At 66.1% G+C, this 13030-nt stretch carries 11 protein-coding genes and 1 pseudogene; 10 read left to right on the top strand and 2 right to left on the bottom strand.

What is annotated here, in order from left to right; all coding sequences use genetic code 11:
- Positions 1–96: pseudogene (locus tag A5756_RS17120) on the top strand (type VII secretion protein EsxI); the annotation flags it as partial.
- Positions 97–174: 78 nt separating this feature from the next.
- Here the strand turns inward: A5756_RS17120 and A5756_RS17115 are convergent.
- Positions 175–1539, bottom strand: coding sequence for a PPE family protein (locus A5756_RS17115; protein WP_066954773.1), 1365 nt, complete (start codon positions 1537–1539; stop codon positions 175–177).
- Between the two features lie 423 nt (positions 1540–1962).
- Here A5756_RS17115 and A5756_RS17110 point away from each other — a divergent pair, with 423 nt between their 5' ends.
- The 9 genes from A5756_RS17110 to A5756_RS17075 all read left to right on the top strand — a co-directional run bounded on the left by A5756_RS17110 (position 1963) and on the right by A5756_RS17075 (position 12630).
- Entirely contained in the window at positions 1963–2736 is a 774-nt protein-coding gene (locus A5756_RS17110; protein WP_066954770.1) for a response regulator transcription factor, read from the top strand.
- Positions 2733–4259: a cell wall metabolism sensor histidine kinase WalK gene (locus tag A5756_RS17105; protein WP_066954767.1), complete on the top strand. Its 1527-nt coding sequence runs from the start codon at positions 2733–2735 to the stop codon at positions 4257–4259. The genes A5756_RS17110 and A5756_RS17105 overlap by 4 nt, the downstream gene beginning before the upstream one ends.
- A 151-nt stretch (positions 4260–4410) precedes the next feature.
- Positions 4411–4551, top strand: coding sequence for a hypothetical protein (locus A5756_RS26500; protein WP_231989234.1), 141 nt, complete (start codon positions 4411–4413; stop codon positions 4549–4551).
- Positions 4548–4637 carry a K(+)-transporting ATPase subunit F gene (gene kdpF, locus A5756_RS26715; protein ID WP_156659595.1) on the top strand — a complete coding sequence of 30 codons (90 nt, stop codon included), beginning with the start codon at positions 4548–4550 and terminating at the stop codon, positions 4635–4637. The genes A5756_RS26500 and kdpF overlap by 4 nt, the downstream gene beginning before the upstream one ends.
- A complete protein-coding gene (gene kdpA / locus A5756_RS17095) occupies positions 4637–6307 on the top strand; it encodes a potassium-transporting ATPase subunit KdpA (protein ID WP_066954764.1) in 1671 nt (556 codons plus the stop codon). The genes kdpF and kdpA overlap by 1 nt, the downstream gene beginning before the upstream one ends.
- Complete coding sequence (gene kdpB / locus A5756_RS17090) at positions 6307–8451, top strand: potassium-transporting ATPase subunit KdpB (RefSeq protein ID WP_066954762.1); 2145 nt, start codon at positions 6307–6309, stop codon at positions 8449–8451. Before kdpA ends, kdpB begins: the two co-directional genes overlap by 1 nt.
- 1 nt (position 8452) lies before the next feature.
- A complete protein-coding gene (locus A5756_RS17085) occupies positions 8453–9373 on the top strand; it encodes a potassium-transporting ATPase subunit C (protein ID WP_066954759.1) in 921 nt (306 codons plus the stop codon).
- A gap of 12 nt (positions 9374–9385) precedes the next feature.
- Positions 9386–11953 carry a sensor histidine kinase KdpD gene (locus tag A5756_RS17080; RefSeq protein WP_066954756.1) on the top strand — a complete coding sequence of 856 codons (2568 nt, stop codon included), beginning with the start codon at positions 9386–9388 and terminating at the stop codon, positions 11951–11953.
- On the top strand, positions 11950–12630 hold the full coding sequence (locus A5756_RS17075) for a response regulator (RefSeq protein ID WP_066954753.1): 681 nt from the start codon (positions 11950–11952) through the stop codon (positions 12628–12630). Before A5756_RS17080 ends, A5756_RS17075 begins: the two co-directional genes overlap by 4 nt.
- A 27-nt stretch (positions 12631–12657) precedes the next feature.
- Here the strand turns inward: A5756_RS17075 and A5756_RS17070 are convergent, their stop codons facing one another.
- Entirely contained in the window at positions 12658–12987 is a 330-nt protein-coding gene (locus A5756_RS17070; protein WP_066954750.1) for a hypothetical protein, read from the bottom strand.
- Positions 12988–13030 lie beyond the last annotated feature (43 nt).

Genomic DNA, 13030 nt, shown 5'->3' with positions numbered 1-13030 from the left:
ATCTACGAGCAGGCCAACGCCCACGGGCAGAAGGTGCAGAGCGCCGGCAGCAACATGGCCAGCACCGACAGCGCCGTCGGGTCCAGCTGGGCCTGACACCGCGTCTTCACTCGAAAGGGCCCGCACACCACGGTGTGCGGGCCCTTTTTGTTTCGAATGCCTTGCGGCCCTGCCTTATCCGGCCACCGGCGAACGCGGGATGAGTGAGGGACGAAACCCGATCCGGTGAACCGCACCGTCGGACTCGCGGCCGACCATGGCGCCCAGCGGCAGCCTGGACATCCCGGCTGGCTGCGCCGGCGTCGTCGCGGCACCCCACCCGCCCGGCATGGCGTTGGCGGCGGGCAGCGGCGTCACCGACGACGCCGCGCCGGCCCAGCCCGGCGGCACCGACAAGGTCCCAAGCGAGGCTCCTTGACCCACGCTTGCCGCCGTGCCCCCGCCGAGACCCCCGAGCGAGCTCGTGTTTCCGAGGCCGCCCAACGCTTGCGGTCCGGAAGCGCCCTCCGCCCCCAAAATCGAGCCCGCGCCCTCCATATCGAGGGCCAAACCTTGGTAATCGAGGCCCAGCCCCTTGTAATCGAGACCCAACCCGTAGAGGTCTATGCCGATTCCACCGCCGTCGGCCCCGAAGCCCGCGGCGTCGGAGCCCAGGCCGGCCACATCGGAAAACAGCCCGGCCGCGTCGCCGGAGGCGGCAACCCCGCCGAGCGAGGACGCCAGGCCGGACGCGGTGCCCAAGCCGGCGTTCGCGGTCTTGGTGGCACCCTTGCTGGTACCGGTCAGGCTGGACAGCGCACTGAGCGGGGCGGACGCCCCCGACGGCCCGAGTGACGCCCCGGTGCCCATCGCGGCCTGCGACAAACCGGTGCCGGACGTCGATCCCGGGGCCGACAGGCTCTGCAGCGCCTGCGGCACCGACGACATCAGGTGCGCCGAAGTCGTCTGGGCGGTGCTCCCGGCCTGGCCGCCCGTCGCCTGGGTTACGGCACCGGCTTGGCCGGCCACCCCGCCCTGATTGGTCGTCCGGGGCGGTGGCGCGAACGCGCCGAAGGCCGCGGCGGACGCCGAGCTGGCGGCGTAGGTGTACATCGCGGTGGCGTCCTGGGCCCACATCTCGCTGTACTCGGCCTCGGTGGCCATGATCGCCGGCGTGTTCTGCCCGAGGACGTTGGTGGCGATCAACGCGATGAGCCGCGCACGGTTGGCCGCGATGAGCGGCGGCGGCACCGTCATCGCATACGCCCCTTCGTAGGCCGCCGCGGCGGCCGTGGCCTGGACCGCCGACTGCTCGCACAGCTCGGCGGTGGCCCGCAGCCACACCACGTAGGGCGCGACCGCGGCGGCCATCGACATCGACGTCGGGCCCGCCCACTCTTGAATCAAGGTCGTGATCACCGATTCATATGCGCCGGCGGCCGAGTTCAACTCGAGGGCCAGTGAGTCCCATCCCGCCGAGGCGGCCAGCAGCGTCGCTGGCCCGGGCCCCAGATACATCCGACCGGAGTTGACTTCCGGCGGCAACGCGCCAAAATCCATTACTTTCCTTTAACTAGTTTGCCGACGCGGCGGCGCCGTGAGTATTGCGCCAACGAGCCCGAAATTGCGAAAAGCGTTCCACGCAGCCAGTTTTGGTACGCGAGTCAGGACTCCGTCGTCCTCCGCATCGAGGCTACGCATTCACCTGTCACCACATACGACGAAATGCAGCGCCTTGCAAAGAAGTCAAACCCGTTCTCCCGCGGCGGGATTTGTACATATCGCCTGGAATTGGTCGGCAGATCAAACCAACGGCGGTGCGAATCCGGCTTTTTGGCAAATCAGCTCATCTCAAGCTGGCTGATGTGACTCATATAAAACTCATATTTGAGTGCCTTCGCGGTGACTCGCCCCGCCCGCAACATTTGAGCGTCCTATGAACTTCGTGACAGTTAGGTGTGTGGCTTGCCAGAATGTAGGAACATGACCGCAATGTCGGGTTACGCGGGTGGCCAACGCCCTCGCCAGGCCATCCTGGGGCAGCTGCCCAGGATTTACCGTGCCGACGGGTCACCGATCAGGGTCCTGCTGGTCGATGACGAGCCGGCGCTGACCAATCTGGTGAAGATGGCGCTGCACTATGAGGGATGGGTTGTCGACATCGCCCACAACGGGCGCGAGGCCCTCGCCAAGTTCGACAAGGTCAGCCCCGACGTGCTCGTGCTCGACATCATGCTTCCCGACGTGGACGGGCTGCGAATCCTGGAACGCATTCGCCAGTCCGACGCCTACACCCCAACGCTCTTCCTCACCGCGCGGGACTCGGTAATGGATCGGGTCACCGGTCTGACCGCCGGCGCCGACGACTACATGACCAAGCCGTTCAGCCTCGAGGAGCTCGTTGCCCGGCTACGCGGGTTGCTGCGCCGTTCCGGCCAGCAGTCGCCCCCGGCCGCCGAGACCCTCAAAGTCGGCGACCTGAGACTCGACACCGCCAGCCGCGAAGTGACCCGCGACGGCACACAGATCTCGCTTTCCTCGACCGAGTTCGAACTGCTGCGCTTCCTGATGCGCAATCCCCGTCGCGCGCTGAGCCGCAGCGAGATCCTCGACCGCGTCTGGAACTACGACTTCGCCGGGCGCACCAGCATCGTCGATCTGTACATCTCGTATCTGAGAAAGAAGATCGACTCCGGCCGCGAACCGATGATTCACACCGTGCGCGGTGTTGGATACATGCTGCGGCCCACGGAATGAGCCAGGACCGGGACGCCATGTCCGGGGACCTTCCGCGGTGGCTACCCCGTTCGTTACGCCGCCAGCTGCTATTGGGCGTATTGGCAGTAGTCAGCGTCGTGTTGATGACGGTCGGGATCGTGTCCGTGCTGAGCCTGCGCGGCTACGTTACCGCGATGAGCGACGCCGACGTCGCCGAGTCTTTGGACGCGTTGGGCCACTCGTACACGAAATACCTTAGGGGCGAACAGGACCCGGCCGGCGGGGCCAAGCCACTGACGGATGCGATGCTGCAGTTCACCGATCAGACGCCGGGGAACCTGATCGTGGTGCTGCACAACGGCACCGCGATCGGGTCGGCGGTCTTCTCGGAAGCCGAAGCACGGCCCGCACCCCCCGACGTGGTCCGCACCATCGAGGCGCAGTCGTGGGCAAACGGCCCGCCACGAACCGAAAACCTGGGCAGCCTGGGCTTCTATCGGCTCAAGAGCCACGTCGATGGACCGGACGTGCTGGTTGCCGGGGTGTCGCTGAACCTCGCCGACCGAATCATCGCCCGCAAACAGGTCACCACCACCCTGCTCATCGCGGCGGCGTTGGCGGTCACCGCCGGCCTCACCTTCTGGGTCGTCGGTTACACCCTCCGACCGTTGCGCCGGCTGGCCGGTATCGCCGCCGACGTCGCCGCCATGCCGCTGACCGACGACGACCATCGCATCAGCGTCCGGGTGCGGCCCAAGGACACCAACCAGCAGAACGAGGTCGGCATCGTCGGCCACACCTTGAATCGGTTGCTGGACAACGTGGATAGTGCGCTGGCGCAGCGCGCCGAATCCGACCTGCGGATGCGGCAATTCATCACCGACGCCAGCCACGAGCTGCGGACCCCGCTGGCGGCGATCCAGGGATACGCCGAACTCACCCGCCAAGACAGCTCGGAGCTGCCGCCGACTACCGAATACGCGCTGGCTCGCATCGAGTCCGAAGCGCGGCGCATGACGCTGCTTGTTGACGAGCTGCTACTGCTCTCCCGCCTGGGCGAAGGACAAGACCTGCAAAGCGAGGACGTCGACCTGGCCGACCTCGTCGTCAACGCCGTGAACGACGCGGCGGTCGCGGCGCCGACGCACCATTGGGTGAAGGACCTCCCCGACGAGCCGGTGTGGGTTCGCGGGGATCATGCGCGGTTGCATCAGCTCGTCAGCAACCTGCTGCACAACGCTCGGGTGCACACCCCGCCCGGGGTCACCGTGACAACCGGGATCACCTGCCACCGCGACGGGCCCGAGGCGCCGTCGGTGGAACTGACCGTCGCCGACGACGGCCCCGGCATCGACCCGGAGCTTCTCCCCCGCCTGTTCGAACGGTTCGCCCGGGCGGACAACTCCAGGCTCAACAGCTCGGGCACCGGGCTCGGCCTGGCCATCGTCAATTCGATCGTCAAGGCCCACCACGGCTCGGTCACCGCCGAATCCAGCGAGGGCAGAACGGTTTTCCGGGTCCGGATTCCGATGATCGATGGCCCGGGCGCCGAGGCCGGATAGTCACACGGTTTTTCGCGTGCCGGCGGGCGTTAAGAAACCGTAAAGGCGCCCCGCGGCACCGTTAGGAAAGTGTCAACCAAAGGCCCTAGCCCCGCGGTGCCAGCTAATTTCAAGCTGAACTTGCCTCCGAGATAGCGCTGTGGCTGCCTCGATGAGGTCCTTTCGTATGCACGCGATGGGCGCGGAACGGAGACAAGATGGGCTCGGAATGGGTGTAGTGGCTTTCGTCCTGCTCACGGTGGCGGTGTTCGCCGTCCTTGGCCTGGTGCAGAAGTTGGTCGAGCGGCTGTGAACTACGAAAACATCGTCGGCTTAGTGCTTTCCGTCCTTCTCGCCTTATTTCTCGGCTGCGCTCTGCTCTTCCCGGAGCGGTTTTGATGGGCGAAACAACCGCAGGGCTGGTCTTTCTGGCCGTCCTTGTCGTGGCCCTGGTCGCGGTGCATGTGCCCTTGGGCGACTACATGTATCGGGTCTACACATCGAGGAAGGACGGTTACGCCGAGCGGGTGATCTACCGCCTAGTCGGGGTTGACGCGCGCTCGGAGCAAACCTGGGGCGCCTACGCGCGCAGTGTGCTGGCGTTCTCGTCGATCAGCATCCTCTTTTTATTCGTGTTCCAACTCGTGCAAGGCACATTGCCGCTGCATCTGCATGACCCTGCCACCAAGATGACGCCGGCCCTGGCATGGAACACCGCCGTCAGCTTCGTCACCAACACCAACTGGCAGGCCTATTCCGGCGAATCGACACAGGGCCACCTGGTCCAGATGGCCGGCCTCGCGGTGCAGAACTTTGTTTCCGCCGCCGTCGGCATGGCGGTGGCGATCGCGCTGGTGCGGGGATTCGCACGCACGCGCACAGGCGAACTGGGGAACTTCTGGGTCGACCTGGTGCGCGGCACGCTGCGGATTCTGCTGCCCATCGCGACCCTGGGCGCGCTCCTGCTCATCGCGGGAGGTGCGATTGAGAACTTCCACTTGAACGACCAGGTCGTCACCGCCCTCAACGGGGCGCAGCAGACGATCACCGGCGGCCCGGTGGCCAGCCAGGAGGCCATTAAGGAACTGGGCACCAACGGCGGCGGCTTCTACAACGCGAATTCCGCCCACCCGTTTGAGAACCCGACCGCGTGGACCAACTGGCTGGAAATCTTCTTATTGCTGGTGATCAGCTTCTCGCTGCCACGCACGTTCGGGCGCATGGTGGGCAGCAAGAAGCAGGGGTATGCGATCGCATCGGTCATGGCTTCGCTGTACGCGATCAGCGTGACCTTCATGATGTGGTTCCAATTGCGGCACCACGGCACGGTGCCGACCGCGGTCGGCTCGGCGATGGAGGGGGTCGAGCAACGGTTCGGCGTCGCCAACTCCGCGGTGTTCGCCGACTCGACGACGCTCACCTCCACCGGTGCCGTCGACTCCTTCCACGATTCCTACACCAGCCTCGGCGGCATGATGACCATGTTCAACATGCAGCTCGGCGAGGTCGCGCCCGGCGGCACCGGGTCCGGCTTGTACGGAATGCTGATCCTGGCGGTGATCACCGTGTTCGTCGCGGGGCTGATGGTCGGCCGTACCCCCGAATATCTCGGCAAGAAGATCAATCCACGCGAAATCAAGCTCGCGGCAAGCTATTTCCTGGTTACGCCGCTGATCGTGCTGACCGGAACCGCAATCGCGATGGCGCTGCCCGGCGAACGCGCCGGCATGCTGAACTCCGGACCGCACGGCTTGTCGGAGGTGCTGTACGCGTTCACCTCCGCGGCTAACAACAACGGGTCGGCATTCGCCGGAATCAGCGTCAACACCAACTGGTACAACACCGCCCTCGGCCTGGCGATGGTCTTCGGCAGATTCCTGCCGATCGTGCTCGTGCTGGCGCTGGCCGGCTCGCTCGCCAACCAGGGTCAGACACCGGAATCGGCCGGGACGCTGCCCACCCATCGGCCACAATTCGTGGGAATGGTCGCCGGGGTGACCCTGATTCTCGTCGCCCTCACCTTCCTGCCCATGCTGGCGCTCGGACCTCTCGCCGAAGGAATTCACTGATGACCGCCCCGACCGTCGACCTGGCTGAGCAGTCACAGCCCGCCGCGAACAATAAACGGGTGCAAGGCGGTTTGCTCGATCCGAGGATGTTGTGGAAGTCGACGCCGGACGCCCTGCGCAAACTCGACCCGCGTACCTTGTGGCGCAACCCGGTGATGTTCATCGTCGAGATCGGCGCCACCTGGAGCACCGCACTGGCCATCATCAACCCGACCTGGTTCGCATGGTTGATCGTGGTGTGGCTATGGCTCACGGTCTTTTTCGCCAACCTCGCGGAGGCGGTGGCCGAAGGTCGCGGCAAGGCCCAGGCGGAAACGCTGCGCCGCGCCAAGAGTCAGACGTTGGCGCGACGACTCAAGGATTACCGGCCGGGTGCCCCGGCCGTCGAGGAAGAGGTCGCGGCGCCGCTCCTGCAGCAGGGTGATGTCGTCGTGGTCGAGGCGGGACAGGTCATCCCGGGTGACGGCGACGTCGTCGAAGGCATTGCCTCCGTGGACGAGTCGGCCATCACCGGTGAGTCCGCACCGGTAATCCGCGAGTCCGGTGGTGACCGCTCGGCGGTCACCGGCGGAACCACCGTGCTCAGCGACCGCATCGTCGTGCGGATCACCCAAAAGCCCGGCGAGAGCTTCATCGATCGGATGATCGCGCTCGTCGAGGGCGCCAACCGGCAGAAGACCCCCAACGAGATCGCGCTGAACATTCTGTTGGCCGCGTTGACGATCATCTTCGTTTTCGCCGTCGCCACTCTTCAGCCGTTGGCCATCTATTCGAAGATGAACAATCCCGGCGTCCCAGACACCCAGGCGCTCAACGCGAATGGTGTCACCGGGATCGTGATGGTGTCATTGCTGGTCTGTCTCATCCCGACGACCATCGGCGCGCTGCTCTCTGCGATCGGCATCGCCGGCATGGACCGGCTGGTCCAACGCAACGTGCTCGCCATGTCCGGACGCGCGGTCGAAGCCGCCGGTGACGTCAACACGTTGCTGCTCGACAAGACCGGGACCATCACCCTCGGCAATCGGCAGGCCGCCGCCTTCGTCCCCCTCGACGGTGTCACCGATGAACAGCTGGCCGATGCCGCGCAGTTGTCGAGCCTTGCCGACGAAACGCCCGAGGGGCGCTCGATCGTCGTGTACGCCAAACAGCACTTCGGGCTGCGCGCCCGCACTCCCGGTGAACTCTCACACGCCCATTGGGTGAGTTTCTCGGCCGCCACCCGGATGTCGGGCGTCGACATCGATGGGCACCTGCTGCGCAAGGGTGCGGCCAGCTCCGTCGCGGAGTGGGTGCGCGGCCAGGGCGGAAAGGTTCCCCAGCAGCTCGGCGAGCTCGTCGATGGCATCTCCGCCGGCGGTGGCACCCCACTCGTCGTCGGGGAGAGCCGTGACGGCGAGGGCGCGGTGCTCGGCGTCATCCACCTCAAGGACGTCGTCAAGCAAGGCATGCGCGATCGATTCGACGAGATGCGCAGGATGGGAATTCGGACGGTGATGATCACCGGCGATAATCCCTTGACCGCCAGGGCGATCGCCGACGAGGCAGGCGTCGACGACTTTCTCGCCGAGGCGACGCCCGAGGACAAACTCGAGCTGATCAAGCGGGAGCAGGAGGGCGGCAAGCTGGTCGCGATGACCGGCGACGGCACCAACGACGCGCCGGCCCTGGCTCAGGCCGACGTGGGCGTCGCGATGAACACCGGTACCTCGGCCGCCAAAGAGGCGGGCAACATGGTCGACCTCGATTCCGACCCGACCAAGCTCATCGAGATCGTCGAGATCGGCAAGCAGCTGCTGATCACCCGCGGAGCGTTGACCACCTTCTCGATCGCCAACGACATCGCAAAGTACTTCGCGATCATCCCGGCCATGTTCGTCGCGCTCTTCCCCGGGCTGGACACGATCAACATCATGCGGCTACACAGCCCGGAGTCGGCGATCCTGTCCGCGGTGATCTTCAACGCGCTGGTGATCGTGGCGCTGATCCCGTTGTCGCTGCGCGGCGTGCGCTACACACCGAGTAGCGCGTCAAAGCTGTTGAGCCGCAACCTATATATCTATGGCCTGGGCGGCATCGTCGCCCCGTTCGTCGGAATCAAACTGATCGACCTAATCGTCCAATTCGTCCCCGGGATGTCCTGACATGAGCTTCTCGAGTTTCGTTCGCATGCATTGGGCGGCCTTACGCGCGCTGCTGGTGCTCACCGTGATCACCGGCATCGCCTACCCGCTGTTCGTCTGGCTGGTCGCGCAGATACCGGGGCTGCACGACAAGGCCGAAGGGTCGATCCTCACCGCCGATGGGAAGCCGGTCGGCAGTCGGCTGATCGGTCAGCTGTTCACCGATAAGGACGGCAACCCGCTGCCCCAGTACTTTCAGAGCCGGCCCTCGGCGGCCGGCAATGGCTACGACCCGCTGTCATCGGGCGCGAGCAACCTCGGGCCGGAAACCATCGTCGACACCCCCGCCGACCCGGCCCAACTGGCGGCCGGCAAGTCCGCATCGGATGCGGGCTTCAAGCCGAGCCTGCTGACAACGGTCTGTTCGCGCAGCGCAGCGGTGGGCCAACTCGAAGGGGTCGACGGTTCGCGGCCATTCTGCACGGGCGGCGGCGTGGGTGCCGTCCTGTCGGTGATCGGGCCCCGCGACGCCCGGGGGAACGTCGTCCACCCCTCCCGGGTGGTCAGTGTCAACGAGCCGTGCAAGGCGGCGACGCCGTTCCTGACCCTCTACGAGGGTGCGCGGGTCGAATGCGCCAAGTACGGCGAGGACTACACGAGCGGCCAGATAGTGCCCATCCGCGGCGCCGCACCCGCCGACCCGGCCGTGCCCGCCGACGCCGTCACCGCCAGCGGCAGCGGCCTGGACCCCGACATCTCGCCGGCCTACGCCGACCTCCAGGTGGCCAGGGTCGCCAAAGCCCGGCATGTCAGCCCCGATCAGATACGTGCGGTGTTGGCGCAGAATCGAAGCGGCCGCACCCTCGGGTTTTTCGGTGAACCGTGCGTCAATGTGTTGCAACTCAACCTGGCACTCGATCACAAATATCCGGTCTCGAGCTAGCGCGATGGGGGGATGATGGTTGACGTGAGTGTCGTTGACCACCGTCCCAAGCGCGGCGAGCTGCGGATTTACCTCGGCTCCGCTCCGGGGGTGGGCAAGACGTACGCGATGCTGGGCGAGGCTCATCGCAGGCTCGAACGCGGTACCGACCTCGTGGCCGGCGTGATCGAGACGCACGGCAGGGCGAAAACCGCTGAGCTGCTTGAGGGCATCGAGTTCGTTCCGCCGCGTTACATCGAATATCGCGGCGGCAGCTTCCCCGAACTCGACGTTCCGGCCGTCCTGGCGCGCAGGCCCCAAGTCGTCCTCGTCGACGAGCTCGCGCACACCAACACCCCGGGCAGCAAGAACGCCAAGCGCTGGCAGGATGTCGAGGAACTGCTCGACGCCGGGATCACGGTGATCTCCACGGTCAATGTCCAGCATTTGGAAAGCCTCAACGATGTGGTCGCCCAAATCACCGGTATCGAACAAAAAGAGACAATCCCGGATTCCATCGTCAGGCAAGCCTCGCAGGTCGAGCTGATCGACATCACACCTGAGGCGTTGCGCCGCAGGCTCTCCCACGGGAATGTGTACGCCTCGGAGCGGATCGATGCGGCCCTGTCCAATTATTTCCGGCGCGGAAACCTCACCGCGTTAAGGGAACTGGCGCTGCTCTGGCTGGCTGACCAGGTCGACACCGCGCTGGCGAAGTACCGCGCCGAGAACAAGATCACCGAGATATGGGAGGCCCGCGAGCGGGTGGTGGTGGCCGTCACCGGCGGCACGGAGTCGGAGACGTTGGTGCGACGGGCATCCCGGATCGCCTCGAAGTCCAGCGCCGAGTTGATGGTGGTGCACGTCATCCGCGGTGACGGGCTGGCCGGGCTGTCGGAGGCGCGGATGGCCAAGATCCGCGAGATGGCGAGCAGCCTGGACGCCTCGCTGCACACCGTGGTGGGTGACGACATCCCTACCGCGCTACTGGATTTCGCCCGCGAGATGAACGCTACCCAGCTGGTGATCGGCACCTCGCGTCGGTCGCGGTGGACGCGCATCTTCGAGGAGGGCATCGGCGCGAGGATCGTCGAGCAGTCGGGCAAGATCGACGTGCACCTGGTCACCCACGAGGAATCCAAACGCGGCTTCCGCGCGGCGTCACTGGCGCCCAACGAGCGGCGGGTGGCGTCATGGCTGGCGGCCATCATCGTGCCGTCGGCCATCTGCGCGGTGATCGTGACAGCGCTCGACCCATATCTGGGCACCAGCGGCGACAGCGCACTGTTCTTCGTCGGAGTGCTGCTGGTCGGACTGCTGGGAGGCGTTGCCCCGGCTGTAGTCTCGGCGGTGCTGTCCAGCCTGCTGCTGAACTACTTTTTGACCGCCCCCCGGCACACCTTCACCATCGCCGAACCCGATGCCGCCGTCACCGAACTGGTGCTGCTGCTGGTCGCGCTCGCGGTCGCGGTGCTGGTCGACGGCGCGACCAAACGCACCCGGGAAGCCCGTCGTGCCTCCCAGGAGGCCGAGCTGCTGATCCTGTTCGCGGGCTCGGTGCTGCGCGGCGCCGATCTCGAGACGCTGCTCGAGCGGGTCCGCGAGACCTACTCGCAACGCGCGGTCAGCATGCTGCGCGAACCCGGCGAGGAGGATCGCGCCGGCGGCAGAAAGGCCGACATCGTCGCCTGCGTGGGCAGGGATCCTTGTGCCACCGTCGATTCCGCCGACACCGCGATCGAGGTCGGCGACGACGAGTTCTGGATGTTGCTGGCGGGCAGGAAGCTTTCGGCGCGCGACCGCCGAGTGCTCAGCGCGGTGGCCAAGCAGGCCGCGGGTCTGATCCGGCAGCGCGAGCTGGCCGAGGAGGCCAGCCGGGCCGAGGCGATCGTGCGGGCCGACGAGTTGCGGCGCTCCCTGCTGTCGGCGGTCAGCCACGACCTGCGCACGCCGCTGGCCGCGGCCAAGGTCGCGGTGTCCAGCCTGCGCGCCGAGGACGTCGCTTTTTCGCCCGCCGACACGGCGGAACTGCTGGCCACCATCGAGGAGTCGATCGACCAGCTGACCGCGCTGGTCGGAAACCTGCTGGATTCGTCGCGCCTGGCCGCCGGCGTCGTGCACCCCGACCTGCACCGGGTGTACCTGGAGGAAACGGTGCAACGGGCGCTGATCAGCATCGGCAAGGGCGCCACGGGCTTCTACCGCTCAGCCATCGATCGGGTCAAGGTCGACGTGGGCGACGCCGTGGCCCTGGCCGACCCAGGGCTGCTGGAACGCGTTCTCGCCAACCTGATCGACAACGCGCTGCGGTATGCGCCCGACTGTGTGGTTCGGGTCAACGCGGGGCGGGTGGGCGATCGGGTTCTGATCAACGTCATCGACGAGGGTCCCGGCGTTCCGCACGGGACCGAGGAGCAGATCTTCGAGGCATTCCAGCGCCTCGGCGATCACGACAACAGCACGGGGGTGGGTCTGGGCATGTCGGTTGCGCGGGGCTTCGTCGAAGCCATGGGTGGCACCATCGCCGCCGGTGACACCCCGGGCGGAGGGCTGACCGTGACGGTGGAGTTGGCGGCCCCGGAACCGATGGGTGAGCGATGACTCGGGTGTTGGTGATCGACGACGAGCCGCAGATCCTGCGGGCGCTGCGGATCAACTTGTCCGTGCGAGGATACGAAGTGATCACCGCCTCGAGCGGTGCGGGCGCGCTGCGGGCAGCCGCCGAGCACAAACCCGACGTGGTGATCCTCGACCTGGGCCTGCCCGACATCTCGGGTATCGAGGTGCTGGCCGGCCTGCGCGGCTGGCTCACGGCGCCGGTGATCGTGTTGTCGGCGCGTACCGACTCGTCGGACAAGGTGGAGGCCCTCGACGCCGGGGCCGATGACTACGTCACGAAACCCTTTGGGATGGACGAGTTTTTGGCCCGGTTGCGGGCGGCCGTCCGGCGCAATGCCGCGGCGTCCGAGCTGGAGCAGCCGGTGATCGAGACGGAGGCGTTCACCGTCGATCTGGCCGCCAAGAAGGTCACCAAGAACGACGCCGAGGTCCATCTCACCCCGACCGAATGGGGAATGCTCGAAGTGCTGGTACGCAATCGGGGCAAGCTGGTCGGCCGCGAAGAGCTCCTCAAAGAGGTATGGGGCCCGGCGTACGCCACCGAAACGCATTACCTGCGAGTGTATTTGGCGCAGCTGCGAAGAAAGCTCGAGGACGACCCGTCGCACCCGAAGCATCTGTTGACCGAGTCGGGCATGGGGTATCGGTTCGAGGCGTGAGCGCTGTCGGGATTGTGGTCACATCCGTCACTCGTGAATCTGCGTCGGAGGACTCGACGATTTGCCCACCTCATAGCGACAACGCGCCGCCTCACGCAGAGCCAGCACGCGCTGATGGATTCGGTGCTCGGTGGAGCGTGGGATGGACCTCGGTCCGTACCGGCCGCGGCCGACGCGACGCACCCTTTCCCGGCCGATCTCCCAACGCAAGGCGTCCGAGATGACCTTCGAGGCCCGACCGGGGACCTGAAAACCCTGCCGGGTGAGAGCTTCGATCATTTCGCCGATGGTCGCCGGCCCATTGTGGGCGATGTACGTCGTGAGGACATAACGCAGTTCGATTCCCTGAAGGTTCATCGCCGCACCATCGCATACCCGTGTGACACCCGGCGTTGTCGCT

It is taken from the genome of Mycobacterium sp. 852002-53434_SCH5985345 (assembly GCF_001667155.1).
GTDB lineage: Bacteria > Actinomycetota > Actinomycetes > Mycobacteriales > Mycobacteriaceae > Mycobacterium.
This window is presented reverse-complemented; position numbering and strand designations above follow the sequence as displayed.

Bases quoted from the DNA above. Each gene is read 5' to 3' on its own strand.
- A5756_RS17115 (WP_066954773.1), bottom strand. From the start codon at position 1,539: ATGGATTTTGGCGCGTTGCCGCCGGAAGTCAACTCCGGTCGGATGTAT.
- A5756_RS17110 (WP_066954770.1), top strand. From the start codon at position 1,963: ATGACCGCAATGTCGGGTTACGCGGGTGGCCAACGCCCTCGCCAGGCC.
- A5756_RS17105 (WP_066954767.1), top strand. From the start codon at position 2,733: ATGAGCCAGGACCGGGACGCCATGTCCGGGGACCTTCCGCGGTGGCTA.
- A5756_RS26500 (WP_231989234.1), top strand. From the start codon at position 4,411: ATGAGGTCCTTTCGTATGCACGCGATGGGCGCGGAACGGAGACAAGAT.
- kdpA (WP_066954764.1), top strand. From the start codon at position 4,637: ATGGGCGAAACAACCGCAGGGCTGGTCTTTCTGGCCGTCCTTGTCGTG.
- kdpB (WP_066954762.1), top strand. From the start codon at position 6,307: ATGACCGCCCCGACCGTCGACCTGGCTGAGCAGTCACAGCCCGCCGCG.
- A5756_RS17085 (WP_066954759.1), top strand. From the start codon at position 8,453: ATGAGCTTCTCGAGTTTCGTTCGCATGCATTGGGCGGCCTTACGCGCG.
- A5756_RS17080 (WP_066954756.1), top strand. From the start codon at position 9,386: ATGATGGTTGACGTGAGTGTCGTTGACCACCGTCCCAAGCGCGGCGAG.
- A5756_RS17075 (WP_066954753.1), top strand. From the start codon at position 11,950: ATGACTCGGGTGTTGGTGATCGACGACGAGCCGCAGATCCTGCGGGCG.
- A5756_RS17070 (WP_066954750.1), bottom strand. From the start codon at position 12,987: ATGAACCTTCAGGGAATCGAACTGCGTTATGTCCTCACGACGTACATC.